This window comes from Delftia sp. (genome assembly GCF_059499305.1).
This window is the reverse complement of sequence record NZ_JCABYI010000033.1, coordinates 185,231-209,681: the sequence shown is the minus strand read 5'-3', so window position 1 is coordinate 209,681 and position 24,451 is coordinate 185,231. Positions and strand designations below refer to the sequence as shown.

At 68.3% G+C, this 24,451-nt stretch carries 25 protein-coding genes; 18 read left to right on the top strand and 7 right to left on the bottom strand.

Annotated elements, in window-relative coordinates; genetic code table 11:
- The first annotated feature begins 3 nt into the window (after nucleotides 1-3).
- A complete protein-coding gene (locus tag AC5I49_RS24240; RefSeq protein WP_227472521.1) occupies nucleotides 4-873 on the top strand; it encodes a pseudouridine synthase in 870 nt (289 codons plus the stop codon).
- Here AC5I49_RS24240 and AC5I49_RS24235 read toward each other — a convergent pair.
- A complete protein-coding gene (locus tag AC5I49_RS24235; RefSeq protein ID WP_017405579.1) occupies nucleotides 813-1,805 on the bottom strand; it encodes a DHH family phosphoesterase in 993 nt (330 codons plus the stop codon). The two genes, AC5I49_RS24240 and AC5I49_RS24235, sit on opposite strands and share 61 nt — an antisense overlap.
- A gap of 233 nt (nucleotides 1,806-2,038) precedes the next feature.
- Here AC5I49_RS24235 and AC5I49_RS24230 point away from each other — a divergent pair, with 233 nt between their 5' ends.
- Entirely contained in the window at nucleotides 2,039-3,247 is a 1,209-nt protein-coding gene (locus AC5I49_RS24230) for a M20 aminoacylase family protein (RefSeq protein WP_034367124.1), read from the top strand.
- A 42-nt stretch (nucleotides 3,248-3,289) separates the two neighbouring features.
- Here AC5I49_RS24230 and AC5I49_RS24225 read toward each other — a convergent pair whose 3' ends face one another.
- A complete protein-coding gene (locus AC5I49_RS24225) occupies nucleotides 3,290-5,578 on the bottom strand; it encodes a putative bifunctional diguanylate cyclase/phosphodiesterase (protein WP_026062425.1) in 2,289 nt (762 codons plus the stop codon).
- Nucleotides 5,579-5,704: 126 nt separating this feature from the next.
- Nucleotides 5,705-6,658 carry a ribosome biogenesis GTPase YlqF gene (gene ylqF, locus AC5I49_RS24220; protein ID WP_016453899.1) on the bottom strand — a complete coding sequence of 318 codons (954 nt, stop codon included), beginning with the start codon at nucleotides 6,656-6,658 and terminating at the stop codon, nucleotides 5,705-5,707.
- 168 nt (nucleotides 6,659-6,826) lie between these two features.
- Between ylqF and AC5I49_RS24215 the strand changes: the two genes are divergently transcribed.
- Together AC5I49_RS24215 and AC5I49_RS24210 are read left to right on the top strand one after the other, a co-directional pair.
- On the top strand, nucleotides 6,827-7,069 hold the full coding sequence (locus AC5I49_RS24215) for a hypothetical protein (protein WP_013803403.1): 243 nt from the start codon (nucleotides 6,827-6,829) through the stop codon (nucleotides 7,067-7,069).
- Nucleotides 7,070-7,071: 2 nt separating this feature from the next.
- Nucleotides 7,072-7,284: an oxidoreductase-like domain-containing protein gene (locus AC5I49_RS24210; protein WP_016450464.1), complete on the top strand. Its 213-nt coding sequence runs from the start codon at nucleotides 7,072-7,074 to the stop codon at nucleotides 7,282-7,284.
- A 7-nt stretch (nucleotides 7,285-7,291) separates the two neighbouring features.
- Here the strand turns inward: AC5I49_RS24210 and gshA are convergent, their stop codons facing one another.
- The 3 genes from gshA to AC5I49_RS24195 all read right to left on the bottom strand — a co-directional run bounded on the left by gshA (nucleotide 7,292) and on the right by AC5I49_RS24195 (nucleotide 11,001).
- On the bottom strand, nucleotides 7,292-8,821 hold the full coding sequence (gene gshA, locus AC5I49_RS24205; RefSeq protein ID WP_310037473.1) for a glutamate--cysteine ligase: 1,530 nt from the start codon (nucleotides 8,819-8,821) through the stop codon (nucleotides 7,292-7,294).
- A gap of 270 nt (nucleotides 8,822-9,091) precedes the next feature.
- On the bottom strand, nucleotides 9,092-10,000 hold the full coding sequence (locus tag AC5I49_RS24200) for an SDR family NAD(P)-dependent oxidoreductase (RefSeq protein WP_016450462.1): 909 nt from the start codon (nucleotides 9,998-10,000) through the stop codon (nucleotides 9,092-9,094).
- A 575-nt stretch (nucleotides 10,001-10,575) separates the two neighbouring features.
- Nucleotides 10,576-11,001, bottom strand: a complete 426-nt coding sequence (locus tag AC5I49_RS24195) for a hypothetical protein (protein WP_046986599.1) — start codon at nucleotides 10,999-11,001, stop codon at nucleotides 10,576-10,578.
- A gap of 160 nt (nucleotides 11,002-11,161) precedes the next feature.
- Here AC5I49_RS24195 and AC5I49_RS24190 point away from each other — a divergent pair, with 160 nt between their 5' ends.
- The 11 genes from AC5I49_RS24190 (at nucleotide 11,162) to prfH (ending at nucleotide 20,209) form a co-directional block, all read left to right on the top strand.
- Nucleotides 11,162-11,476, top strand: a complete 315-nt coding sequence (locus AC5I49_RS24190; RefSeq protein WP_016450460.1) for a 2Fe-2S iron-sulfur cluster-binding protein — start codon at nucleotides 11,162-11,164, stop codon at nucleotides 11,474-11,476.
- Nucleotides 11,477-11,688: 212 nt separating this feature from the next.
- Complete coding sequence (gene ribBA / locus AC5I49_RS24185; RefSeq protein ID WP_016450459.1) at nucleotides 11,689-12,810, top strand: bifunctional 3,4-dihydroxy-2-butanone-4-phosphate synthase/GTP cyclohydrolase II; 1,122 nt, start codon at nucleotides 11,689-11,691, stop codon at nucleotides 12,808-12,810.
- A 3-nt stretch (nucleotides 12,811-12,813) separates the two neighbouring features.
- On the top strand, nucleotides 12,814-13,284 hold the full coding sequence (ribH, locus tag AC5I49_RS24180) for a 6,7-dimethyl-8-ribityllumazine synthase (protein WP_016450458.1): 471 nt from the start codon (nucleotides 12,814-12,816) through the stop codon (nucleotides 13,282-13,284).
- A complete protein-coding gene (gene nusB, locus AC5I49_RS24175; RefSeq protein WP_016453904.1) occupies nucleotides 13,281-13,871 on the top strand; it encodes a transcription antitermination factor NusB in 591 nt (196 codons plus the stop codon). Before ribH ends, nusB begins: the two co-directional genes overlap by 4 nt.
- Before the next feature lie 115 nt (nucleotides 13,872-13,986).
- Nucleotides 13,987-15,171: a pyridoxal phosphate-dependent aminotransferase gene (locus AC5I49_RS24170; RefSeq protein WP_495790017.1), complete on the top strand. Its 1,185-nt coding sequence runs from the start codon at nucleotides 13,987-13,989 to the stop codon at nucleotides 15,169-15,171.
- Between the two features lie 12 nt (nucleotides 15,172-15,183).
- A complete protein-coding gene (gene ybgC, locus AC5I49_RS24165) occupies nucleotides 15,184-15,600 on the top strand; it encodes a tol-pal system-associated acyl-CoA thioesterase (protein ID WP_016450455.1) in 417 nt (138 codons plus the stop codon).
- Nucleotides 15,597-16,301, top strand: a complete 705-nt coding sequence (gene tolQ / locus AC5I49_RS24160) for a protein TolQ (RefSeq protein ID WP_016450454.1) — start codon at nucleotides 15,597-15,599, stop codon at nucleotides 16,299-16,301. Before ybgC ends, tolQ begins: the two co-directional genes overlap by 4 nt.
- A 30-nt stretch (nucleotides 16,302-16,331) precedes the next feature.
- The gene (locus AC5I49_RS24155; RefSeq protein WP_016453907.1) at nucleotides 16,332-16,757 is read left to right on the top strand and encodes a biopolymer transporter ExbD; all 426 of its coding nucleotides are present in this window, start codon (nucleotides 16,332-16,334) and stop codon (nucleotides 16,755-16,757) included.
- A gap of 24 nt (nucleotides 16,758-16,781) precedes the next feature.
- Entirely contained in the window at nucleotides 16,782-17,933 is a 1,152-nt protein-coding gene (tolA, locus tag AC5I49_RS24150) for a cell envelope integrity protein TolA (RefSeq protein ID WP_495790016.1), read from the top strand.
- 399 nt (nucleotides 17,934-18,332) lie between these two features.
- Nucleotides 18,333-19,619 carry an RNA ligase RtcB family protein gene (locus AC5I49_RS24145; RefSeq protein WP_495790015.1) on the top strand — a complete coding sequence of 429 codons (1,287 nt, stop codon included), beginning with the start codon at nucleotides 18,333-18,335 and terminating at the stop codon, nucleotides 19,617-19,619.
- On the top strand, nucleotides 19,610-20,209 hold the full coding sequence (gene prfH / locus AC5I49_RS24140; RefSeq protein WP_043792355.1) for a peptide chain release factor H: 600 nt from the start codon (nucleotides 19,610-19,612) through the stop codon (nucleotides 20,207-20,209). The genes AC5I49_RS24145 and prfH overlap by 10 nt, the downstream gene beginning before the upstream one ends.
- Nucleotides 20,210-20,219: 10 nt before the next feature.
- Here the strand turns inward: prfH and AC5I49_RS24135 are convergent, their stop codons facing one another.
- Entirely contained in the window at nucleotides 20,220-20,990 is a 771-nt protein-coding gene (locus AC5I49_RS24135; protein WP_495790027.1) for a sulfite exporter TauE/SafE family protein, read from the bottom strand.
- A gap of 145 nt (nucleotides 20,991-21,135) precedes the next feature.
- Here AC5I49_RS24135 and AC5I49_RS24130 point away from each other — a divergent pair, with 145 nt between their 5' ends.
- The 3 genes from AC5I49_RS24130 to AC5I49_RS24120 all read left to right on the top strand — a co-directional run bounded on the left by AC5I49_RS24130 (nucleotide 21,136) and on the right by AC5I49_RS24120 (nucleotide 24,442).
- Complete coding sequence (locus tag AC5I49_RS24130) at nucleotides 21,136-22,047, top strand: LysR family transcriptional regulator (protein ID WP_043792357.1); 912 nt, start codon at nucleotides 21,136-21,138, stop codon at nucleotides 22,045-22,047.
- Between the two features lie 21 nt (nucleotides 22,048-22,068).
- The gene (gene trhP, locus AC5I49_RS24125; RefSeq protein WP_016453913.1) at nucleotides 22,069-23,457 is read left to right on the top strand and encodes a prephenate-dependent tRNA uridine(34) hydroxylase TrhP; all 1,389 of its coding nucleotides are present in this window, start codon (nucleotides 22,069-22,071) and stop codon (nucleotides 23,455-23,457) included.
- A gap of 112 nt (nucleotides 23,458-23,569) precedes the next feature.
- Nucleotides 23,570-24,442, top strand: a complete 873-nt coding sequence (locus AC5I49_RS24120; protein ID WP_016450446.1) for a hypothetical protein — start codon at nucleotides 23,570-23,572, stop codon at nucleotides 24,440-24,442.
- Nucleotides 24,443-24,451 lie beyond the last annotated feature (9 nt).

Genomic DNA, 24,451 nt, shown 5'->3' with positions numbered 1-24,451 from the left:
CTCATGTCCCAGCCCTCATCCCCCATCGCCCAGCCGCTGCCCTCGGAGTGCGGCGACGCACCGCTGCACATCCTCTGGCGCGACGAGCACCTGGTGGCGGTCTACAAGCCCGCAGGCTGGCTGGTGCACCGCACGGGACTGGACGCGCACGAGACGCGCTTCGTGCTGCAGACCCTGCGCGACCAGCTGGGCTGCCATGTGCACCCTGCGCACCGGCTGGACAAGGGCACCTGCGGCGTGCTGGTGATGGCCCTGCATGCCCAGGCCGCGCAGCGGCTGGGCCAGGCGTTTGCCGGGCAGCAAGTGCGCAAGCAATACCTGGCGCTGGTGCGCGGCTGGCTGCCCGATGCGGTGGAGGTGGACCACGCGCTCCGACCCGACGATGCGCCCGAGGACGCGCCAGCCCAGCCCGCACGGACTTCGCTGCGCTGCCTGGCGCGCCTGGAATGGCCCGAGGCCTTTGATCCGCGCCATGCGGCCACGCGGATCTCGCTGGTCCAGGCGCTGCCTGCCACGGGCCGGCGCCACCAGATACGCCGCCATCTCAAGCATGTGGCCCATCCCATCATTGGCGACGCCACGCACGGCAAGGGGCCGCTGAACCGCTGGTGGGCCGAGCGCCTGGGCCTGCAGCGGCTGTGGCTGCATGCCCATGCGCTGGAGCTGGCGCACCCGATGACGGGCGAGCCGCTGCGCTTGGAGGCCGACTGGAGCCGGCTGGGCCATGTGCCCGATGTGCAGCAATGGCGCGCGCTGTGCGCCCTGCCCGGCTGGCAGGCCTGTGCGGGCCTGCCGGCGACGGCCGGGCTGGATCAGGCAGCTTCGGCAGGCGCGCCCGTTTCAGGCTGCTCCATCAGCGGCGCGGCCACGTAGGCGTAGTCGGCCGAGGCATCGGCCTTGAGCACGCCCGACAGCAGCTCCACCAGGCGCTCGTTGCCCATCTTGAAGCCGCAGGCCTGGGCATGGCCGCCTCCGCCGAAGCTTTCGGCCAGCGCAATGCAGTTGAACTCCGAGCGCGATCGCAGCCCGACCTTCACGCCCTTGGTGCTGGCATGCCACATCAGCGCGAAGCTGCCGCTCTGGCGCGCCAGCAGGTCGCCGACCTGGCTGTGGAACATGCCGGGGCAGTTGACCATCAGGCCCTGCATGCCGTTGAAGACCAGGGGCTGGGCGGACTCGGAAATGTCGGCGCACAGCTTCTGGAATTTCTCGTCCATGGCGCCGCCGCGTGCCATGAAGGCAGCTTCCTGCTCGGGCGTGAAGGCCGCGATCTCGGCCCAGCGCTCGAAGCTGCGCGGCTCCATGTCCAGCGCCGCGAGAAAGCCCGCGCTCTCGGCGAATTCCCACTTCCAGATGTCGCGGTCCTCGATGAATCGGATCAGGCCCGGCACGGGCTTGTCGGCCTGGAAGAACTCCCAGGCCAGGCGCGCGCCGGACTTGTTCATGTCGAAGTGCACGACGCCGCAGCGGCACTGGTAGCCGGTGAGCTTTTCGGCAGCGCTCTTGTGGTGGTCCAGCACCACGAGCTTGGACACGCGCGACTCGATCTCGGCCATCAGTTCGGGCTCGAAGGCGAAGTCCAGCACGTAGACCGCGCGGCCGGCCAGCTCGCCCAGGTCGTCGGCCTTCTGGATCTCGCCATGGTCCAGTCCGCGGAATTCGGCCTGCCCGCCGTAGAACAGCCAGGCCGCCAGCGCTGCGCCATAGCCGTCCGGGCAGCGGCGGCCGTGGTACAGGATCAGGGGCTGGGGATCGTCATGCTCGGGGCGCACGAACAATTGCAGGGGCAGGATGGTGTTTTTCATGATGGGGGCGATTGTCGGTCCTGGCGCCATTCCCCTGCATCTGCGCCAACTCCCGGGCCAGGGCATTGCGCGGGCAGCTATCAAAGAACGTAGCGCAAAGCCGCGGCAGCACAAGGCCTATCGGCGCGGCAGACGGCATAGGCAAACCCCAGGACCTATCATGTCCGCCTTGTCATTGAATTGCTGCGACCGCCTGCGGACCCGCTTGGCGTGCAGGCCGTCGCGGCCCCTGTATGCGATCCACACCCGACATCACCCCCCATCTCGGCTCCCTGCTGAAGTTCCGCCACGACCTGCATGCCCACCCCGAGCTGCGCTACGAGGAGCACCGCACCGGCGACAAGGTGGCGGCCTATCTCCAGGCGCTGGGGCTGCAGGTGCATCGCGGGCTGGGCCGGACCGGCGTGGTGGCAAGCATCCACGGCCGGGGGCGCAGCGCCGCCAACCCGGGCCGCAGCCTCGGCATCCGTGCCGACATGGATGCGCTGCCGGTGACGGAACTCAATGCCTTCGGCCACGCCAGCCGGAACCCGGGCTGCATGCATGCCTGCGGCCATGACGGCCATACCACCATGCTGCTGGGTGCGGCCACGCTGCTGGCGCAGCAGCCCGATTTCGATGGCACGGTGCACCTGATCTTCCAGCCCGCCGAGGAAGGCGGCGCAGGCGCCAAGGCCATGATGGACGATGGCCTGTTCGAGCGATTCCCCTGCGAGGCCGTGTTCGCGCTGCACAACTGGCCTGCCCTGCCTGCCGGCGAAATGGCGGTGCGCGTGGGGCCCATCATGGCGTCCACGCTGCGTTTCGAGATCCGCGTGCACGGCAAGGGCGGGCACGCTGCCATGCCCCACACCACGCTGGACCCGATTCCCGTGGCCTGCGCCATCGTCGGCCAGCTGCAGACCCTGGTGTCGCGCAGCACCGATCCGCTGGACAGCGCCGTGCTCACCGTGGGCAAGATCACCAGCGGCACGGTGGAGAACATCATTCCCGACGAGGCCAGCATCTTCGGCACGGTGCGCGCCCTCAGGACCGAGACGCAGCAGATGTTCATCGAAGGCATGCAGCGCATCAGCGAGCATGTGGCGGCGGCCCATCTGTGCCGCGCCGAGTTCATCCTCAAGCCCGGCTACCCCAACACCACCAACCACGCGCACGAGGCCCGCTTCATGGCCGATGTGATGCGCGAGGCGGTGGGCGAGGACCGCACCCACGCCGACATCCTGCCGGCCATGACGGCCGAGGACTTCGGCTTCATGCTCGAGGCCGTGCCCGGCGCCTATGGCTGGATAGGCAACGGTCCCGCCACGGGCCAGCCCGGCGTGGGCCTGCACAATCCCGGCTACGACTTCAACGACGACAACCTGGGACGTGGCGCACGCTTTTGGGATCTGCTGGCGCGCCGCTGGCTGGAGCAGCCCGCCAACCAGGCCAGGGACTGAGACAGGCCGCGCCAGGGCCGCGACCCTGGCGTGCCTACGGCCTCAGACGCCGGCCGCCCCCACTTGAAGATCCACCCACTCGGCGGCAGGCAGCGGCCGGCCGTAGTGGTAGCCCTGGAACAGCACATCCTGGTTCCAGGCGCGCAGGGTGCCGGCCTGCTCCTCGGTCTCCACGCCTTCGGCCACCACGCGCAGGTGCAGGCGACGGGCCATGAGCAAAATGGCTTCGACCATGGCGGCATTGCCGGGCGAGGCATGGCAGTCCTGCACAAAAGACTTGTCGATCTTGAGTTCACGGAACGGCAGCCGCTGCAGATAGGCCAGCGATGAATAGCCGGTGCCGAAGTCGTCCAGCCCCATCTCCACGCCCAGCAGCTGCAGCTCGGTCATGCGCTCGCGCGCCTCGTCCACGTCGCGCATGACCACGCTTTCCGTGACCTCCAGCGTCAGCCGGCGCGGGTCGGCGCCGGTGGTGGCCAGGATGCGCTTGAGCTTGTTCACCACATCGGGCTGGCGGAACTGCCGCCAGCTGACGTTGACCGACAGCCGCCAGCCGTGCTGCACGAATTCGGGCCGCACCAGCATGCGGCAGGCCTGCTCCAGCATCCAGTCTCCCAGCTGCACGATCAGGTCCGACTCCTCTGCCACGGCAATGAAGTCGCCGGGCTCGACCATGCCCAGGCGCGGATGGTTCCAGCGCACCAGCACCTCGGCGCCCACGCAGCGCCCCATGCGGTCCACCTGGGACTGCAGGTAGGGCTGCAGCTCGCCGGCAGGGATGGCGCGGCGCAGGTCTTTTTCGATGCGAAAGCGCTTGCCCACGGCCTCGGCCATGTCGGGCTGGAAGATGACGACCTGGCCCAGACCGGCCTGCTTGGCCTGGTGCAGGGCCACGCCGGCGCGGCGCAGCACGTCATGGCCGCCGCTGTCGGTGCGCGAGGCGGCAAAGCTGGCCGCGCCGATGCTGCAGCTGGCCTGCACTTCCTCGCCGGTTTCCTCCAGCCACAGCGGCCGCTCCAGCGCGTCCTGCAGCACCTGGGCCAGGGCGCGCATGTGCTGGTCGACCTCGGCGGCCTCGTGGCCTGCCTTCTCCAGCAGCACGGCGAATTCGTCGGCGCCCATGCGGGCCAGCAGCACGCCGTCGGGCAGGGCATCGGCCAGGCGCAGCGCCAGCGCGCCCAGCAGCGCGTCGCCGCGCACCGTGCCGCGCACATCGTTGAAGGCCGTGAAGCGGTCCATGTCCAGCAGCAGCAGGCCGTGGCGCGGCTCGCCCCCCTTGCCGCCCTCGCGGAACTCGCGCGCCAGCGCGCGCAGCCGCTGGGTCAGCGACAGGCGGTTGGGCAGGCCGGTGAGCGCATCGAAATGCGCCAGCGCATGGATCTGGCGCTCCGCGCGCATGCGCTCGGACAGGTCCTGCTTGAGTTCCACGTAGTTGACGATGCTGCCGTCCGAGGCCCGTATCGGCGCCACGAGCACGGCCTCGGGCAGGTCCTCGCCCTGGCGCGTGCGGTTGGTCATCTGGCCACGCCACAGCGCGCCCCGGCCCAGCTGGTGCAGCGCCTCTTCCCAGGCCGGAGCATCCAGCCCCATGGTGGAGTAGCGGTGCGTGGGCTGGCCCAGGACTTCGTTGCGCGCAAAGCCCGTGCGCTGCAAAAAGGCCTCGTTCACATAGACGATGTTCTGGTGCACGTCGGTGATGACGATGCTCTCGGGGTTCTGCTCCACGGCGCGGTAGAACTTGCGCAGATCGTCCTGGTGCTGCTCCAGCGCGCCCAGTGTGTCCTGCAGCTCCTGGGCGCGGCGGATCAGGCTGCGCCGCGCCATCAGCGTGACCGTGCCCGTCAGCCCCAGCATGCCCACGAAGTAGAGCATGGAGAACACGGGCGAGGTCTCGCGCTGGCCGATCCAGTCAACGCCTTCCCGGCCCGCCACCCAGAAACCGGCCATGGTCAGCACGGACAGGACCAGCATGACCAGCGTGGTGCGCACGCCCAGCACCCAGGCGCACATGACCAGCAGGGCAGGAAAGGCCAGCACCGAACCGCTTTGCACGCCGCCCGTGGCGGCCACCACGGTCACGGCCGCCGTCCAGGTGCCCCAGACAAGCACATTGGAGGCCAGCCGCCAGTGCCGGCGCCAGCCCAGCAGCACGGCACCGAAGCTCACGCCTGCGGCAACCAGGTTCAGCCGCACGCTGAGCCAGGGAACGGGGTCCTGCATCAGCAGCGCCATGGCCAGCATCACGGTGAGGCTGGTGATCCATATGCTGCCCACCAGGACCACCCTGCGCAGGGACAAATGGGTTTCCGCCTCGACTCGATGACGCCGCATGAAAAAGCCCCAACAGAGAAAGAACACTCAACATGCTAGCGGTCGGCGCCGCCTGCGGCTGTGGTGGTTGTGCCACCGCCCCGGTCGGACGCGCTCTTGCACCAAACAGGGTATGCGGGCGCCGGTTCAGGGCGCGCTTTTGCGCTCGCGCGGCGGCCGCTTGCGCGCCTTGACGGCGTCCTTGCGCGCCTGGCGCTCGGCATCGCGCTGCTGGCCCACGGCCAGCCATTGCGCGTACTCCTCGGGAGTCTCCAGCGTGATGCGGCCCAGGACCGCTGCGCGGAAATCCGTGAGCACCAGCTCGGCCGCCTTTTGCACATTGACACGTCCGCCGCCCATCATGGCGCCGCGGCGCCGGCCGATGGCGTCCAGCAGCTCGTCGTCGTGCAGGGCGGCGATGCGTTCGTTGTCCAGGCCCAGCTTGTAGCGCGCCTCCAGCATGTCCGCGTAGTTCTTCTGCAGATAGCCCAGCAGCTCCAGCGCCACCAGTTCCTCGTCATAGGCGTTGCGGCCGACGGCGCCGCTGGCGGCCAGGTTGTAGCCGCTTTGCTCGACGATGATGCGCGGCCACAGCATGCCGGGCGTGTCCCAGAGGTAGAAGTCGTCGGCCAGCACGATGCGCTGCTCCAGCTTGGTGATGCCGGCCTCGTCCCCCGTCTTGGCCTGCCGCTTGCCGCTCATGGAGTTGATCAGCGTGGACTTGCCCACGTTGGGGATACCGCAGATCAGCACGCGCATGGGCTTGGCCATGCCGCCACGGTTCGGCGCCAGCAGCTTGCAGGCCTCGATCAGCCGGCGCGTGGGCGCGGGCTCGGAGGCGTCCAGCGCAATGGCGCGCGTGTCGCTCTGGGCGTTGTACCAGTCCAGCCACAGCGGCGTGCGCGCGGCATCGGCCAGGTCCTGCTTGTTGAGCACCTGCAGGCGCGGCTTGTGGCCCGTCAGCTCCTGCAGCAGCGGGTTGCTGCTCGACCCCGGCAGGCGCGCATCCAGCACTTCGATGACCACATCGATTTCCTTGACGCGCTCGGTGATCACCTTGCGCGTGAGATTCATGTGACCGGGGAACCACTGTATGGCCATGGGATTACTTTCTGGGAAACGGGGGGACTGGCAGGGGCGCAAGGATAATTCATGGCTTGCGCAGACAGGATGCAACAACGCGCGGCGCCCCGGCGCAACCCGCAGACTTCCATTTTTTCTTGCGCAAGCCGCAATTGTCCCCCGCTTTTACGCCCAGCCTCACTGCCCATGTCCTTGCCCGATACCCCCTCGTCCCGCTCCGCCTCGCGCAAGGCAGACATCGAACTGCTGATCAAGGGCGTGACCTGCGCCGTGATCGGGCTGGTGATTCTGCTGGCGCCACAGTTCATGGCGCCCGGGGGCATCGTGCAGATGATGGCCCAGTCGTACCTGGTCGGCTGGTTCGCCCTGCTGCTGGGCACGGCCTTCATCGTGCTGTTTGCGGTGCGCCGCAGCAAGGCGCGGCGCTGAGCATGGTGCAGGGGCCGCTGGAGCAGGCGCTGTCGCAGATCCAGCTGTGGCAGCAGCGCGCCCAGGCCGCAGGCATTGCACTGCGCCCTGCGCCGCCCCAGCCCACGAGCTGCTGCGGCCGCGGCTGCAACGGCTGCGTCTGGGAGGGCTTCTACGACGCCGTGCTGTTCTGGTGCGAGGACGCAGGCCAGGCGCTGGGCGCCGGGCGGGGTTGAAGCGCGCTCAGCGCAGGTTCTCCGGCGCCATGTAGCGCAGGCGCCATTCCTCGAACGACAGCGTGTCCGCGGCCTCGATGTCGCGCTGCTCCTGCACGGACTGCGCCGACCATTGCTCGAAGCGCTGCTGCTGCGCCTGGCTCCAGGGCAGGGCCAGCAGCGAGTCGCGGGCCTGCTCGGACCGGGCCAGCGTGAAGTTCGCAAAGCTGTTGCCGTATGCGCCCGTCAGCTCGCCCAGCACATGGGCCGACGGCGTGCTCTCGGGGTGCTCCAGGCGCTCCAGCGCCTGGGCCAGGGCGGCGCTGTAGTCCTGCGTGCCGTGGGTGCTGTCCAGCGCCTGGGCGTAGGGTCGGCACTGGGCCAGCACTTCATGGGCCCAGTCGCGCAGCGGCACTTCTCGGCCGGCGCGCACCAGCTGCAGGCCCGGCTCGCGGCCGCGCTCGGCCGTCAGGTGCTGGTTGTGCTTGAGTTCCGCGATCTCGTCCGGCGTATCCGGCGGGCTGTCGGCGTTCAGGCAGTGCAGCAGGAACACGTCCAGCATGCGCATGGTGGGCGCGGCAATGCCCACGTCCTCGAAGGGATCGAGGTCCATCAGGCGCACTTCCACATACTCCACGCCGCGCTCGCGCAGCGCGTGCAGCGGGCGCTCGCCGCGGCTGACGGTGCGCTTGGGGCGGATGGTGCCGTAGAACTCGTTTTCGATCTGCAGCAGGCCCGTGCCCAGCTGGTTGTAGTCGCCGCCCGGGTTGCGCACGCCCAGCATCTCATAGGCGGGATAGGGCTGGGTCAGCGCGTCGTACAGCGAATTCGCATAGCCTTCCAGGCCGTTGTAGCTGACGTTGATGCTGGCCTGCGCATCGCTCTGGTAGCCCAGGCGTCCCATGCGCAGCGAGGTGGCGTGGGGCAGGTACAGCGCCTGGCCCGTATTGCCCAGCGGCTGCAGCCGGTGCTCGCGCCCCTCGACGAAACAGGGACACAGCGCGGGCGACGCGCCATACAGGTACAGCAGCACGAAGGCATGGCGCCGGAAATTGCGGATCAGCGAGAAATACTGGTCGCTGGTCACGCCGGGCAGCGACCAGTTGTAGTGGATGCCCGAAATCGTCTGCATGCGCCGGCCATAGCGGTGGCCCAGCCCCATGCGGTACACGCTCTTGGAGCGGCCCGAGTGCGAGGAGCCGTAGCGCGCCAGCGGAATCGTCTCGTCCGTGGGCAGCTGGCAGGGCATGCTGGACGACCACAGCATCTCGCCACCCGCATCGCGCAGGCTGCGCAGCACGAACTGGTGGATCTGCACCAGTTCGTCCAGGCATTCCTGCACGCCCAGCCGCGCGCCGGTGATCAGCTCGATCTGCGATTCGCTGTAGTCGGTGGTGATGTGCGGATGCGTGAGCGCCGAGCCCAGCGCCAGGGGATGCGGCGTCAGTGCCAGGCTGCCGGAAGGCAGCACGCGCAGGCCCTCCTTTTCTATGCCACGGCGTATGCCCTTGAGCCGCTCAGGACCGGGAACCGCCATGGATGCCTGCGATGTTTTCATTCTTGTTTACCGATTCGTTGATGGGCATCGGCCCACACGGAAACCACCAGGATTCCCGGCGGACCCGACCCGGACGCCGAATGATAGAGAAACGGCAGGAAACGCGATGGCGCCTGTCCGCTTAACCACGCGTTTTGGCCTGTTGCCCCGCATGGGATCGCCGCGAGCGAAAGGAATATGTCAGAGTTTCGCCCTCCCGGCCGGCGCTGCCTTGATACCGGGCAAGGGACGGCCGGCCAGCGGCGAAATCTCTGGCCGGCCCCCGCTTCATCAACGGGCAGCGGCCATGGCCTTGCCCACTTCCAGCGTGCCCTGCGCGGCGCCGCTGGCGGGCACCTGTTCGCCGCTGCGGTCCAGCACCTGGGCCAGTTGCGCGGCCAGTTGTTCCGGCACCTGCTCGCCCTGGCCCAGGTAAACGCCTTCGGTCAGCGTGATGAAGGCGGCCTCGAAGCCGCCCGCGCCTGCGCACAGCGTGGTGCGTGTGGGCGCACTTTCGTGGGCCAGCACCAGCATGGCGGGCACCACGGCCTCGGGCTTGAGGGCGGCCAGCACGGCCTCGGGCATCAGGCCTTCCGTCATGCGGGTGGCCGCCGTGGGTGCCAGCGCATTCACATGGATGCCGTGCTTGGCGCCTTCTATGGCCAGGGTCTGCATGAGGCCGACCTGGGCCAGCTTGGCCGCGCCATAGTTGGCCTGGCCGAAGTTGCCGTACAGGCCCGTGGAAGACGTGGTCATCACGATGCGCCCGTAGTTCTGCGCCTGCATGTGCGGCCACACGGCCTTGCAGCAATGCGCGGCGCCCATCAGGTGCACTTCCACCACCAGGCGGAAGTCGTCCATGCCCATCTTGGCAAAGCTCTTGTCGCGCAGGATGCCGGCGTTGTTGACCAGGATGTCCACGCGGCCCCAGGCATCGACGGCCTGCTGCACCATGGCCTGCACGGCCTCGAAATCGGTGACCGATGCACCGTTGGCCAGCGCCTGGCCGCCCGCCGCGCGGATCTCGTCCACCACGGCCTGGGCCGCCGTGGCCGAACCGCCGCTGCCATCGACCGCGCCGCCCAGATCATTGACCAGCACCTTGGCGCCGCGCGCCGCCAGCGCCAGCGCATGCAGGCGCCCCAGGCCGCCGCCGGCCCCCGTCACGATGGCCACGCGGCCTTCAAACTCAATCGCCATGGAGATGCTCCCTTTGTGTCGTTGGATGCCGGTTGCGCCCTCCGGATGGCAGGGCACCGGCCACCCAGCAATGTAGACGGACGCCGGCCGCATTCCGGTTGCCGAAGCGACTGCGGCAGGCCCGCCGGCCTTGTCCCCATCATTTCGTGACAAGCCTGTGGAAAACCATGTGCAGGCTCGGGACTGGCTGGTTAAGTAATTGTTTTGATTCGATTTTTTCGTTTTGCCTATTTTTTAATCAAATCCACAAGTCGTGTGCCCGACTTATCCCGCCTCACCCTGAACAATCTTGTGAACAACTTTCACAGCGGGCGGGATAAGGCACGCAAGTCATTGATTTAAAAGAAAAACAGGAGGATCGCTTAAAAAATAGGCAGAAGACCCCGGATTTTCGGGCCACGTCCCGCTTATCCACCGCGCAACCTGCATGTACGCATTTACCCCCATTCGTACTGGACAAGCATGTGGACAAGCCGCCAAAAATGCCGAATTCGCAACATAAGTCATTGATTTGACAAACAAGCCAGCCAATTGCTCAAAAAACAGGCAAACCTGTGCGTCGCAGCCGGACGCGTTCAAACGCCTTGCGACCCGCTCCCCTCACAGGCCTCATCACGCGCATGCGCTGCAAGCGCCCCGCAGACGGCACCGGCAACCAGGGGAAAGACATAGACGCCGAGGGATTTGGGAAACGGCGTGCCGGAGGTCGCTGAAAAGCATGCAGCCAGCGCGGCGACACCGCTCACCGCACCCAGCACGGCGCCGAACTCCCTGGTGCTCAGTACCTGGAGCAGGCCCCTGAGAGGCCAGCCGACCACATAGATCATCCCCGCCAAAGCGGCAGGAACAGCACCTATGCCGTAGCCGAACACGACGAGCAGCCAGTTCACCGGCAGGACCGGCGCACCGTCCGCGCCCACAAGCATCACGGTCAGCACGCCCACACCGGGACCGACCAGCAGGAAAACGAGCACAGGCAGGAGGTAGGGCTTGATATGCATGGAGCCAAGCCTAGCGCACCGCTGACCGCTGCCCGGGAGACCCACCTCAACCCGGCCCCTGGTGCCAGACATTGCCTGATATAGGCCCGATACAGAGCCCGATACAGGGTACAAACACCCTTCGCCCCACAGAATTGCAGCCCCCCCCCCCTTGATAACCATGAGCCAGGATTCCCCCGCCTCCTCCCCTTTTTCCCCGCCCTTCTTCACGGCCCGCCTCACGCCCAGCGGTCTGCAGGTCGATGCCTGGGCCGACCAGCCGCTGTTGCACTCGCTGGAGCAGGGCGGCGTGGACTGGCCCAGTTCCTGCCGCAACGGCACCTGCCGCACCTGCATCGGGCAGCTGGTGTCGGGCAGCGTGCGCTACGAGATCGAATGGCCGGGCGTGACGCGCGAGGAGCGGGCCGAGGGCTGCGTGCTGCCCTGCATCGCCTATCCCGAAGGCGATGTGGTGCTGCAGGACCCCGGCCCCTGAATCCGGCCAAAGCCCGCGCCGCCTGCGGCCGATGGCCGCTGGAATAGAATGTGCGCTTTCGCAAGGTCATTCCGGGTCATGCCGATTGCCGACAGCGGCTGCGCCGCGCCACACGTTCTTTGGAAGCCCACTTCTGACGCCTGCCAGGCCGAGGAAGCCGGCGCGTGTGCCGCGCCCCGTCCGCACGACCCGGCTCCTCCAGAAGGCACTCCATGAACAACTCCACGTCCCCCGTGCCCATCTCGCCGGTGGAAGACATCATTGCCGACATGCGCGCGGGCCGCATGGTCATCCTCGTCGATGAGGAAGACCGCGAGAACGAAGGCGACCTGGTGCTGGCCGCCGACCATGTCACCCCCGAGGCGATCAACTTCATGGCGCGCTTCGGCCGCGGCCTGATCTGCCTGACGCTCACGCGCGAGCGCTGCGAATACCTGAAGCTGCCGCCCATGGCCGCGCGCAACGGCACCGTGTACAGCACGGCCTTCACCGTCTCCATCGAAGCGGCCGAGGGCGTGACCACCGGCATCTCCGCCGCCGACCGCGCCCGTACCGTGCAGGCCGCCGTGGCCAAGGACTCCAAGCCCACGGACCTGGTCCAGCCGGGCCACATCTTCCCGCTGCAGGCCGTCGACGGCGGCGTGCTCATGCGCGCCGGTCACACCGAGGCCGGCTGCGACTTCGCCGCCCTGGCCGGCTGCAGCCCCGCCGCCGTGATCTGCGAGATCATGAAGGACGACGGCACCATGGCCCGCCTGCCCGACCTGCAGCTGTTCGCGGCCGAGCACGGCCTGAAGATCGGCACCATTGCCGACCTGATCCAGTACCGCAGCCGCAACGAAACTCTGCTCAGCAAGGTCGGCGAGCGCCCGCTGCAGACGGCGCACGGCGAGTTCATCGCCCATGCCTTCCGCGACCTGCCCAGCCAGTCCGTGCACCTGGCCCTGGTCAAGGGCCAGTGGGATGCCGACACGCCCGTGCCCGTGCGCGTGCATGAGCCGCTGTCCGTGCTGGATGCGCTGGAGACCGGCCGCACCCTGCATTCCTGGAGCCTGGACACCAGCCTCGAATACATCGCCCGCCAGGGCCACGGCGTGGCCGTGCTGCTCAACTGCGGCGAAAGCGGCGACCAGCTGCTGGCCCAGTTCGACGGCAGCGCACGCGCCGCCCAGGCGCCCGAGCGCGGCCGCATGGACCTGCGCACCTATGGCGTGGGCGCGCAGATCCTGCGCGAGTGCGGCGTGCAGCGCATGCAGCTCATGGGCCAGCCGCGCCGCCTGCCCAGCATGGCCGGCTACGGCCTCGAAATCAGCGGCTACATCCCCAAGGAATAAGAAATGTTGAACGCAGAAAAGGGCCAGGCCCTGAATCTTGATGGTGCGCAACTGCGCATTGGCATCGTGCAGGCCCGCTTCAATGAAAGCATCACCAACAGCCTGACCCAGGCCTGCCGCGAAGAGCTGCTGGCCCTGGGCGTGCAGGCCGGAAACATCGACCACGTCACCGTGCCCGGCGCCCTCGAAGTGCCCGTGGCGCTGCAGGCGATGGCCGAGTCCGACCGCTACGACGCCCTGGTGGCGCTGGGCTGCATCATCCGTGGGGAGACATACCACTTCGAGCTGGTGGCCAACGAATCGGGTGCGGGTGTCACGCGCCTGGCCCTGGACTACCAGCTGCCGATCGCCAACGCGATCATCACCACCGAGAACACCGAGCAGGCCATTGCACGCCAGACCGAAAAGGGACGCGACGCGGCCCGGGTCGCCGTGGAAATGGCCAACCTGCTCCAAACCATTGACCGACCATGAGCGACGAACACTCCACACCGGCCTCCGCACGCCCTCCCCGCCAGAGCCGCACCGGCCTGACCAGCACCGGCGCGCGCAAGGCCGCCTCCAAGTCCAACCGCAGCCGCGCGCGTGAATTTGCGCTGCAGGCCCTGTACCAGCACCTGGTGGGCGGCAACGACGTGGAGGCCATCGACCGCTTCACGCGCGACCTGTCGGGCTTTCACAAGGCCGACTCGGTGCACTACGACGCGCTGCTGCGCGGCTGCATCAACTCCCAGGTGGACCTGGACGCACTGATCGCCCCCAAGCTGGACCGCACCATGGCCGAGATCTCGCCCATCGAGCACGCCAGCATGTGGATAGGCGTCTATGAATTCCAGCACTGCATGGACGTGCCCTGGCGCGTGGTGCTCAACGAGTGCATCGAGCTGGCCAAGGAATTCGGCGGCACCGACGGCCACAAGTACGTGAACGCCGTGCTCAACGGCCTGGCGCCCACGCTGCGCGCCGATGAGGTGGCACACGACCGCGCCGCAAAGAGCAGCGCAGCGCCTGCTGCGCCGGCCGCGCCTGCGGCCGACGACGCGGCCGGCCAGGCCGGCTGAAGCGCGTCCTGCCACGCTCCTGCATCCACCGGGGCACAGGCCCCGCCGCATCCGGCCGTCCCTGGCCCGCCCGCGCCTGCCGGGCGCGGGCGCCTCTTTCAGGATTTCACCCGTCATGAAGTTTTCGACCCGCGCCGACCGCATTGAGCCCTTTTACGTGATGGAGATCGCCAAGGCGGCGCAGGAGATGGCGCGCGGCTGCGCGGACAGCGACACGCCGATGATCTTCCTGAACATCGGCGAGCCCGACTTCACCGCGCCCCCGCTGGTGCAGGAGGCTGCGGCCCGTGCCGTGCAGGACGGCGCCACGCAGTACACGCCGGCCCTGGGCCTGCCCCAGCTGCGCGAGCGCATCAGCCACTGGTATGCGCAGCGCTTCGGCGTGGATGTGCCGGCGCGGCGCATCGTGGTCACGGCCGGCGCCTCGGCCGCGCTGCAGCTGGCCTGCCTGGCGACCATCGACGCGGGCGACGAAATCCTCATGCCCGACCCCAGCTATCCCTGCAACCGCCACTTCGTGAGCGCAGCCGAAGGCCGGGCCGTGATGGTGCCGACCACGGCGGCCGAGCGCTACCAGCTGAGCGCCGACAAGGTCGAGGCCGCCTGGAACGAGCACACACGCGGCGTGCTGCTGGCCTCGCCCTCCAACCCCACCGGCACCTCGATTGCGCCGGCCGAGCTGCGCCGCATCCTCGACGTGGTGCGCGCCAGGGACGGGCTGACCATCATCGACGAGATCTACCTGGGCCTTTCGTACGATGCGGCTTTCGGCCAGACCGCGCTGGCGCTGGGCGAGGACGTGATCAGCATCAACAGCTTCAGCAAGTACTTCAACATGACGGGCTGGCGCCTGGGCTGGATGGTGGTGCCCGAGGCCATGGTGCCCGTGGTCGAGCGCGTGGCGCAGAACCTCTTCATCTGCGCCAGCACCGTCTCGCAGCGCGCCGCCCTGGCCTGCTTCGAGCCCGAGTCCATTGCCGAGTACGAACGCCGCCGCGCCGAGTTCAAGGCCCGGCGCGACTTCTTCATCCCCGCGCTCGAGGCCCTGGGCCTGCCCGTGCCCGTGCAGCCCGACGGCGCCTTCTACGCCTGGGCCGACTGCCGTGCCGCTGCCGCCAGGCTCGGCGTCCAGGGCAGCTGGGACTTTGCCTACGCCGTCATGGAGCGCGCCCACCTGGCCATCACGCCGGGCCGCGACTTCGGCACGTTCGAGACCGCCGACTTCGTGCGCTTTTCGACGGCCAACTCCATGGAACAGCTGCAGGAGGCCGTGCGCCGCCTGCAGCGCCTGCTGGCCTGAGGCCCGCCGCACATGGCCTTCGAATTTCCCATCCGCGTCTACTGGGAGGACACCGATGCCGGCGGCATCGTGTTCTACGCCAACTACCTCAAGTTCTTCGAGCGCGCCCGCACCGAGTGGCTGCGCGCCCTGGGCATAGGCCAGCAGCAGCTGCGGGAACAAACGGGCGGCATGTTTGTCGTAACCCAGGCCCAGCTGCAATACCTGCGGGCGGCCCGGCTCGATGACCAACTCCTTGTTACCGCCGAGCTGCAAAGCAGTGGCCGCGCTTCGCTGACAATACGCCAGCAGGCGCTGCTGGCATCCGCCGGCGATGGCAATGCGCCGCCGCCCCTGTTGTGCGAAGGCACGATCCGCATTGGATGGGTGGATGGCTCGACCATGCGCCCCGCAAGAATTCCGAACCGCATCCTGGAGCAACTCTCATGAACTCCCATGACATGTCCATACTCAGCCTCGTGCTGCAGGCCAGCTGGGTCGTGCAGCTGGTCATGCTGATCCTTGTGGGCGCCTCGGTGGCCAGCTGGGCCACCATCTTCCGCAAGTCGCAGACCTTGAAGCGCGTGCGCACGCTCAACGACGGCTTCGAGCAGGACTTCTGGTCGGGCACCAGCCTCAACGACCTCTATGCCTCGGCGGCCCACCACGCCAAGCAGGGCGGCCCCATGGAACGCATCTTCGCCAGCGGCATGCGCGAGTACCAGAAGCTGCGCGAGCGCCGCATCGCCGATGTGAACCAATTGATGGACGGCACCCGCCGCGCCATGCGCGCCAGCTTCCAGCGCGAGATGGACGAGGTCGAATCGGGCCTGTCCTTCCTGGGCACCGTGGGCTCGGTCTCTCCCTACGTGGGCCTGTTCGGCACCGTCTGGGGCGTGATGCACGCCTTCACCGGCTTTGCCAACATGGAGCAGATCACGCTGGCCACCGTGGCCCCCGGCATTGCCGAGGCGCTGGTGGCCACGGCCATGGGCCTGTTCGCCGCCATCCCGGCCGTCACGGCCTACAACCGCTACGCCCACCAGATCGACCGCGTGGCCAGCCAGCAGGAAACCTTCATCGAAGAGTTCTCCAACATCCTGCAGCGCAACGTGGGTGCGACCGGCTCCAGCACCCCGTCCGGCCATTGAAGTCGCGCACAGTTTGCAAGGAGTGAGCACATGCCCGCAGTAGCCTCGCGCGGCGGCCGCAGCCGCCGCACCGTCAACGAGATCAACATGGTGCCCTTCATCGACGTGATGCTGGTGCTGCTCATCATCTTCATGGTGACGGCGCCGATGCTCACGCCGGGCTCCATCAACGTGCCCAGTGCCGGCAAGGCCGCGCGCACGCCCCCGAAGCGCGCCGACGTGATGATCGACAAGGACGGCGGCATCCGCATCAAGGCCGGCAGCACCGACAAGACCGTCACGATCCAGGAACTGGGCGCGGTCGCCAGGAGCTGGCAGGACCAGCAAAGCGACGACAGCGCCGTGCTGATCTCGGCCGACAAGAAGCTGCCCTTCGAGACCGTGATGGCCGCCATGTCGGCCCTGCAATCGGCCGGCGTCAAGCGCGTGGCCTTCGGCGTCAAGTCCTCCCAGTAAGCAGCGCCGCCCGCCTTCGACTCCATGCCCAACCTGCAAGACCACGACCAGTTCGCACCGCCGCGCACGCGCGGCCGCACCCGTTCGTGGGCCATGGCCGTGGCCGCGCACGGGCTGCTCGTAGCCGCCATGCTGTGGACCGTGCGCCCCCCGAAGCAGGCCGACGAGCCCATGGTCGAGGCCGAGTTCTGGTCCACGGCCGCGCCGGCCCCTGCCCTGCCCGTGCCCGCGCCTCCCCCGCCACCTGCGCCCGAGCCCGTTCCCCAGCCGCCACCGCCGCCGCCCGCGCCCGTGATTGCGCCGCCCCCACCTCCCAAGCCGCAGGCCGTGGACGACGACCGCGAGGCCGAGATCGCGCTGGAGAAGAAGCGCAAGATCGAGCAGCAAAAGAAGGAGCGCGCCGAACAGGCCGCCCGCGAGCAGCGCGAAAAGGAACGCCAGGAGCGCCTGGACAAGGAAAAGGCCGAGAAGGCGGCCAAGGACAAGGCCGAGCGCGAGAAGGCGGAAAAAGCCGAGAAGGACCGCCGCGACAAGCTCGAGCAGCAGAAAAAGGACAAGGCCGAGCAGGACCGCAAGGACCGCCTGGAGCAGCAAAAGAAGGACAAGGCCGAAAAGGAAAAGGCGGACAAGGAAAAAGCTGCCAAGGACAAGGCCGAGCGCGAGAAAGCCGAGAAGGCGGAGAAAGAAAAGGCCGAAAAGGCCGCCAAGGCAGAAGCCGAGAAGAAGGCCGCCGAGGACAAGCGCAAGAAGGAACAGGCAGCCAAGGAAGCCCGCGAGGCCAAGGAAGCCGAGGCACGCCGCCAAGCAAATATCCAGCGCATGCAAAACATGGCTGGCAGCGGCGGCTCGGCGAGCCAAGGATCGGGCGGAGGCAAGAGCAATGGCTCGGGCAGTTCGGCAGGAGGCCCGTCCGCAGGCTATGGTCCTAAAGTGGCGGCACGCGTCAGGCCCAACATCGTCTACCCGGACGCCATCAGCGGTAACCCGCGTGCCGAGGTGCGCGTGCGCGCAGCACCCGACGGCACCATTACGAGTGCCACCATCGCCAAATCCAGCGGCAACAAGGCCTGGGACGATGCCGTCATCCGCGCGCTGCAAAAGACCGAGACGCTGCCGCGCGACATCGATGGCCGCGTGCCCTCGGATCTGGTCATCGACTTCCGCCCGCAGGACTGAACGGGCGCAGGCCCTTCATCAAAAAGCCCCGCCGGTACCTGCCGGCGGGGCTTTTTCCATCTTGCGTTGTATGCAATCCGCCACGCGCCTGCGACTTCGCTTGCGGCACCGGCCGCTTGTCCCTAGCATCCCCGTCTTTGCCGCATTCGCGGCACCCGTCCACCATCGCAAAGGAGAGAACCCATGTCCCATTCGACACGTCCCTTTGCAGTCGTGCACGCTTGAAGCCCTAGCGCCTCCAGGCCACGCTGCAGACCTGATTTCCGGCCCCGCAAGAGGCCCGGCTTTCGGCTGCGCGTGCGCTTTTCCTGATGCCTGTCCATCGAGCTTGCGGCGACTGCCCATTGCGCATTCCGCATCTGCCGGAATGTGCCCCAAGCACTCGATCGAAAGCCATTCATGGGCAATTCCATAGTATTCCGTGGCGCAAACGCGGCACCCGCAATCACTCAAGCCAGAGACACCGAGGAAGGGCCGCCCCGCACCGAGGGTGTCGTCTCCCCCCGCGAAGCGAGAGGGGGGAAGGCGCGCAGCGACTCAGGGGGGCCGGACATCCATCTTCAGGTGTTCGCCAACCGCGGCGTCTGGATTGAAGACACCGCCATCCAACAACTTCAAACGACGGCCCGCAACCTGGCCGGCATGCGCGCAGCCGTGGGCCTGCCGGACCTGCACCCGGGCCGGGGCTACCCGGTAGGGGCAGCCTTCTTTTCCGTGGGCCGCTTCTACCCGGCCCTGGTCGGCGGCGACATCGGCTGCGGCATGTCGCTGTACAGCACGAAGCTGGCGGCGCACAAGACCTCGGCCCCCAAGCTGGAAAAGGCGGTGGGCAACATCGACGGCCCCCTGCCCCAGGAACTGCTGGACGCCGTGGACATGCAGCAGCTGGAGCACATCGCCCAGGCCAGCGGCGTGGCCGACCTGGCGTATCTGCAGGACAGCCTGGGCACCATTGGCGGCGGCAACCACTTTGCCGAACTGCAGGTGGTGGACACGCTGTACGAGGACGGCGCGCTCGACAGGAAACGCGTGCACCTCATGGTGCACAGCGGCTCGCGCGGGCTGGGCGGCGCCATCCTGCGCGCCCATGTGGAGGCCTTCAGTCACGACGGCCTGGCCGCCAGCAGCGATGCCGCCACGCAGTACCTGCGCCAGCACGCGGCCGCCATCGCCTTCGCCCAACTGAACCGCGCCAGCATTGCGGCACGCCTGCTGCGCGCCCTGCGCACGCGCGGCCAGGCCCTGCTGGACATCACCCACAACCACGTGATCGCCCACCACTGGCGCGGCGAAGACGGCTTTTTGCACCGCAAGGGCGCCACGCCGGCCGACCAGGGTCTGGTGGTGATCCCGGGTTCGCGCGGCGACTACAGCTACCTTGTGCGGCCCGTGGCCGGGCGTGACGAGGCACTGCACTCGCTGGCGCACGGCGCGGGCCGCAAGTGGGCACGTACCGATTGCATGGGCCGCCTGCGCCCGCGCTTCACGCTGGACGAACTGCTGCGCACAAAATTCGGCAGCGCCGTGGTCTGCGCCGACCGCGAACTGGTCTACGAGGAGGCCCCCCAGGCCTACAAGGACGTGGACTCCGTCGTCGCCAGCCTGCAGGAAGCCGGCCTGGTGCAGCTGGTGGCGCGGCTGCGCCCCCTGCTGACCTACAAGAAGGGAGCCATGCAATGCTGCTGATCCAGCTGACCGCATCCCACGGCCCCGCCGAGTGCGAGCATGCCGTGCGCCTGACCCTGCGCGAGCTGCTGCGCGACTGCGCCGCCAGCGGCATCACCGTGGACGTGCTGGAAGAAACGCCCACGCCGGCCGGCTACAGGTCCGTGCTGCTGCGCTGCGAGGGCGACACCGGCCTGCTCCACGGCACGCTGGGCGCCTGGCTGGGCACCATCCAGTGGGTCTTCGACAGTCCCCTGCGGCCCCACCATCCGCGCAGGAACTGGTTTGTTGCCGTGCAGAAGTGCGAGCCGCCCCGGCAATTGCCGGCAGACGGCGAAATCGTCTTCCAGGCCTGCAAGGCCTCGGGCAAGGGCGGCCAGCATGTCAACACCACGGACTCCGCCGTCCATGCCCTGCATGTGCCCAGCGGGATCTCGGTGAAGGTCATGAGCGAGCGCAGCCAGCACGCCAACAAGCGGCTGGCGCGCGAGCTGCTGGCCCTGAAGCTGGCGCGCCTCAACGCGCAGGGCGAGGGCCAGGCCCGGCGCACGCGCAGCCAGCAGCACTGGGAGGTGGAGCGCGGCAGCCCCGTGAAGGTGTTCCGCGCCTGAACGCCCGGGGCTAGCCCCGGGCGCACATGTAGATGCCCAGGGCCAGCAGGCCCAGCATCAGCACGCGCTTGAAAACCTGGGGCGACAGCGACTGGCGCAGCCGCTCGCCCCAGGCCATGCCGGCCAGGGCGGGCAGCAGCATCAGTGCGGAAACCAGGGCCGTGGCCCCCCAGCCCGTCCAGGACGAAGCGGCATGGCCCTGCCCCTGCGCCAGCGCCATGCCCGCGCCCAGCGCCAGCGTGGACACCGTGAAGCACAGGCCCATGGCCTGCATCAGCGCCTGCCGGCCCAGCGCCAGCGATTGCAAAAAGGCCACGGCCGGCACCACGAACACGCCGGTCAACGCCGTGATCCCGCCCGTCAACAGACCACACAACAGGCCCAGCCAGGCCTGATGCCTCTGCGGCACCTGCAGGCCTGGCCCCCACAGGCCCCACAGGGCATACACAACCAGGGCCACGCCCAGCGCCGTGCGCGCCACGGCGGCCTCGCCCACCGGGCCCCACCACAGCATGCCGCCCACCGTGCCCGCGACAATGCCCAGCTGCATCCAGCCCAGGCGCCGCAGCAGCGGCCGCAGCGATGGCAGGGGCCGCATCTGCACCACATTGGTCACCAGGGACGGCAGCAGCAGCCAGGCCGCCGCCTGCCCGGCCGGCATGAACAGCGCCAGCAGCGCCATGGACACCGTGGGCAGGCCCAGGCCCACCACTCCCTTGACGACACCGGCCAGCCCGAACACGGCCACCGCCGCCGCCAGCACCCACCACGCATCCCACATCACGGCCACCCTGCACTTTCCACCGACTTGGCTCAGGCCCTTCCTGAACCTCATGGCGCCATGCTCGTGCACCAACAAAGGGATCACAATCGGGAATCTTCAAACCAAGGCTCAGGCATGGCCTGATCCTTCAGCACCACAGGCCATGCGATTCGACCTCACCGACCTGCAGCTGTTCGTCCATATCCTCGACTGCGGCACGCTCACGGCGGCGGCCGGGCGCTCGCACATGACGCTGGCCTCGGCCAGCGAGCGCGTGCGCGGCATGGAGGCGCAACTGGGCTGCGCCCTGCTCGCTCGCCAGGCGCGCGGCGTACGGCCCACGGCGGCCGGCCACACGCTGGGCCAGCATGCGCGCAGCGTGCTGGCACAGATGCAGCGCCTGCGCGGCGACATGGCCGAGTACGGCGCGGGGCTGGCCGGCCATGTGCGCGTCTGCGGCAACACCTCGGCCGTGGGCGAGCACCTGCCGCTGGCCGTGGCGGGCTTTCTGCGCAGCCACCCGCGCGTGGCGCTGGAGCTGCAGGAATGCGGCAGCGCCGAAGTGCTGGACCGGCTGCGCCAGGGCCTGTGCGACATCGGCGTGGCCAGCGATGCGCAGGACACCACCGGCCTGCAGGCCACGCCCTGGCGCCCCGACCCGCTGGTGGCCGTGCTGCCGCGCGGCCACCGCCTGGCCCGGCGCACGCGCCTGGCCTTGCAGGAGCTGCTGGCCGAAGACTGGGTGGGCCTGCCGCACGATGCCGCCCTGCAGATGCTGGTGCGCCAGCAGGCCGCCTTGCTGGGGGGGCCGTCGGAAGGGCAGTTGCGCTGGCGCGCCCAGCTGCAGCACCTGGACAGCATCTGCCAGCTGGTGGGCCAGGGCGTGGGCGTGGCCGTCATGCCGGCGGCAGCCGCGCAGCGCCTGGCCCCGGCCAGCGGCGCCCGCGCCGTGCCCTTGAGCGATGCCTGGGCCCGGCGCCAGCTGCTGCTGTGCACGGCCCGGGAAGACCAGTTGCCCGCCCATGCAAGGCAGTTGCTGGTGCATCTGCAAGGGCTTGGCTCGCCTGAGCCTTAGCGAACCATGTTGGAAAGCGCTATGCAGGACAATACGGGGATCATGACCCTCAAAGCCCCCGAACTGCTGCTGCCGGCCGGCTCGCTCGACAAGATGCGCGCGGCCTACGACTTTGGCGCCGACGCCATCTACGCCGGGCAACCCCGCTACAGCCTGCGCGCACGCAACAACGAATTCCGCCTCGAACAGATCGCCCAGGGCATCTCCGAGGCGCATGCGCGGGGCAAGAAATTCTTCGTCACCAGCAACCTGATCGCCCACAACGACAAGGTGCGCACCTATATCCGCGACATCGAGCCCGTGATCGAGTGCAAGCCCGACGCGCTGATCATGGCCGACCCCGGCCTGATCATGATGGTCAAGGAAAAGTGGCCCGAGACCGAGGTCCATCTCTCGGTGCAGGCCAACACCACCAACTGGGCCACGGTGAAGTTCTGGCAGAAGGCCGGCGTCTCGCGCATCATCCTGTCGCGCGAGCTGTCGCTGGACGAGATCGAGAAGATCCGCCAGGAATGCCCGGACATGGAGATCGAGGTCTTCGTGCACGGCGCGCTGTGCATCGCCTACTCGGGCCGCTGCCTGCTGTCGGGCTACTTCAACCGGCGCGATCCCAACCAGGGCACCTGCACCAATGCCTGCCGCTGGGACTACAAGACGCATGACGCGGCCGTGGACCCCAATACCGGCGAGGCCCTGGCCCAGACCATGGAGCAGGACTTCAGCTTCGAGAAGGCCCGCGAGGAAGCCGACAGCCAGTTCACCAGCACCTGCGGCGACGGCGCGCGCCACCCCAAGGCCGAGCAGGTCTACCTGCTGGAGGAAAAGGGCCGCCCCGGCGAGCTGATGCCCATCATGGAAGACGAGCACGGCACCTACATCATGAACTCCAAGGACCTGCGCGCCGTGGAGCATGTGGAGCGCCTGGTGAAGATCGGCGTGGACTCGCTCAAGATCGAGGGCCGCACCAAGAGCCTGTACTACGTGGCCCGCACGGCCCAGGTCTACCGCCGCGCCATCGACGATGCCGTGGCCGGCCGCCCCTTCAACCCCCACCTGATCACCGAACTCGAAGGCCTGGCCAACCGTGGCTACACGGGCGGCCTGCTGGAGCGCCGTCCCTCGCAGGACTACCAGAACTACGAGACCGGCCACTCGGTGCTGCAGCGCAGCCACTTCGTGGGCGAAGTGCGCAGCTATGCCGACGGCATGGCGGAGGTGGAGACCAAGAACCGCTTCTCGGTGGGCGACACGCTGGAGATCATCCACCCCCAGGGCAACCGCCAGGTGCTGCTGGAGAAGATGTTCAACCTCGACGGCGAGCCCGTGCAGGTGGCCCAGGGCAACCCGGTGCGCGTGCGCATCCCCCTGGAAGGCCCGGCTGAAGGCGCGCTGATCTCGCGCCTGCTCTGAGGGCGGGCTTCGCCCCTGCTTCCAGTTTTTCTTCTTGGCGGCCGTCCAGGTCCATTGCCGCAATGGCCTGGAGCGGGCGCCTTTTTCTTTCATTCCTCATTTCTGCACTGCCATGGACATCGTCGTCAACGAAGAACTCAAGGCCTACATCGACCCGCTGACCCCCGATGAACTCGACGCGCTGGAGCGCAGCATCCTGGCCGAGGGCTGCCGCGATGCGCTCGTGCTCTGGAACGACCTGCTCATCGACGGCCACAACCGCTACGCCATCTGCCAAAAGCACGGCCTGCCCTTCAACACCATCCAGGCCACGCAGTTCAAGAACATGGATGACGTGCACCTGTGGATGATCGACCAGCACCTGGGCCGCCGCAGCGTGTCCGACTTCCAGCGCGGCGTGCTGGCGCTGCGCAAGCGCGAGATCATTGCGGCCCGCCGCTCGGCCGCTGCCGCCGCCGTGATGGCGGCCAAGGCCGAGGCGCCGGCCCAGCCCGAAGGCGAAGCGCCCTGGGAAGGTGAGACCGACCCCGTGGTCGCCGCCGCCCTGGCCAGCGTGGCCAAGGTGCCCGATGAGGCCCTGGACACGCGCGAGGCCCTGGCCCGCGTGGCCCGCCTGTCCAGCAGCCAGGTCAAGCTGATCGAGACCATCCAGCAAAAGGCCGCGCCCGAAGTGGTGGCCGCCGTGCGCTCGGGCGACATCTCGCTGAGCACCGCCGCCGTGGTCGCCAGCCTGCCCGTGGATGAGCAGCAGGCCGTGGCCGCCGCCGGCGCCGACGAACTCAAGCAGGCCGCCAAGCGCGTGCGCGATGCCAAGAAAAAGCCCAAGGCCGCCAAGCCCGAAGCCGACGCTGCTGACGGCGAAGGTGCGGCCGTGACCGCCTCGCCCGAGGAACTGCAGCAGCGCGTGAACGAACTTGAAGCCGAGAACGAGCGCCTGCGCCAGCAGATCAAGGCCTTGCAGGAACTGCTGGCCGAACAGGGCTGATCCCCGGGC

Coding starts and splice junctions, on each gene's coding strand:
- AC5I49_RS24240 (WP_227472521.1), top strand. CDS start 4: ATGTCCCAGCCCTCATCCCCCATCGCCCAGCCGCTGCCCTCGGAGTGC.
- AC5I49_RS24235 (WP_017405579.1), bottom strand. CDS start 1,805: ATGAAAAACACCATCCTGCCCCTGCAATTGTTCGTGCGCCCCGAGCAT.
- AC5I49_RS24230 (WP_034367124.1), top strand. CDS start 2,039: ATGCGATCCACACCCGACATCACCCCCCATCTCGGCTCCCTGCTGAAG.
- AC5I49_RS24225 (WP_026062425.1), bottom strand. CDS start 5,578: ATGCGGCGTCATCGAGTCGAGGCGGAAACCCATTTGTCCCTGCGCAGG.
- ylqF (WP_016453899.1), bottom strand. CDS start 6,658: ATGGCCATACAGTGGTTCCCCGGTCACATGAATCTCACGCGCAAGGTG.
- AC5I49_RS24215 (WP_013803403.1), top strand. CDS start 6,827: ATGTCCTTGCCCGATACCCCCTCGTCCCGCTCCGCCTCGCGCAAGGCA.
- AC5I49_RS24210 (WP_016450464.1), top strand. CDS start 7,072: ATGGTGCAGGGGCCGCTGGAGCAGGCGCTGTCGCAGATCCAGCTGTGG.
- gshA (WP_310037473.1), bottom strand. CDS start 8,821: ATGAAAACATCGCAGGCATCCATGGCGGTTCCCGGTCCTGAGCGGCTC.
- AC5I49_RS24200 (WP_016450462.1), bottom strand. CDS start 10,000: ATGGCGATTGAGTTTGAAGGCCGCGTGGCCATCGTGACGGGGGCCGGC.
- AC5I49_RS24195 (WP_046986599.1), bottom strand. CDS start 11,001: ATGCATATCAAGCCCTACCTCCTGCCTGTGCTCGTTTTCCTGCTGGTC.
- AC5I49_RS24190 (WP_016450460.1), top strand. CDS start 11,162: ATGAGCCAGGATTCCCCCGCCTCCTCCCCTTTTTCCCCGCCCTTCTTC.
- ribBA (WP_016450459.1), top strand. CDS start 11,689: ATGAACAACTCCACGTCCCCCGTGCCCATCTCGCCGGTGGAAGACATC.
- ribH (WP_016450458.1), top strand. CDS start 12,814: ATGTTGAACGCAGAAAAGGGCCAGGCCCTGAATCTTGATGGTGCGCAA.
- nusB (WP_016453904.1), top strand. CDS start 13,281: ATGAGCGACGAACACTCCACACCGGCCTCCGCACGCCCTCCCCGCCAG.
- AC5I49_RS24170 (WP_495790017.1), top strand. CDS start 13,987: ATGAAGTTTTCGACCCGCGCCGACCGCATTGAGCCCTTTTACGTGATG.
- ybgC (WP_016450455.1), top strand. CDS start 15,184: ATGGCCTTCGAATTTCCCATCCGCGTCTACTGGGAGGACACCGATGCC.
- tolQ (WP_016450454.1), top strand. CDS start 15,597: ATGAACTCCCATGACATGTCCATACTCAGCCTCGTGCTGCAGGCCAGC.
- AC5I49_RS24155 (WP_016453907.1), top strand. CDS start 16,332: ATGCCCGCAGTAGCCTCGCGCGGCGGCCGCAGCCGCCGCACCGTCAAC.
- tolA (WP_495790016.1), top strand. CDS start 16,782: ATGCCCAACCTGCAAGACCACGACCAGTTCGCACCGCCGCGCACGCGC.
- AC5I49_RS24145 (WP_495790015.1), top strand. CDS start 18,333: ATGGGCAATTCCATAGTATTCCGTGGCGCAAACGCGGCACCCGCAATC.
- prfH (WP_043792355.1), top strand. CDS start 19,610: ATGCTGCTGATCCAGCTGACCGCATCCCACGGCCCCGCCGAGTGCGAG.
- AC5I49_RS24135 (WP_495790027.1), bottom strand. CDS start 20,990: ATGTGGGATGCGTGGTGGGTGCTGGCGGCGGCGGTGGCCGTGTTCGGG.
- AC5I49_RS24130 (WP_043792357.1), top strand. CDS start 21,136: ATGCGATTCGACCTCACCGACCTGCAGCTGTTCGTCCATATCCTCGAC.
- trhP (WP_016453913.1), top strand. CDS start 22,069: ATGCAGGACAATACGGGGATCATGACCCTCAAAGCCCCCGAACTGCTG.
- AC5I49_RS24120 (WP_016450446.1), top strand. CDS start 23,570: ATGGACATCGTCGTCAACGAAGAACTCAAGGCCTACATCGACCCGCTG.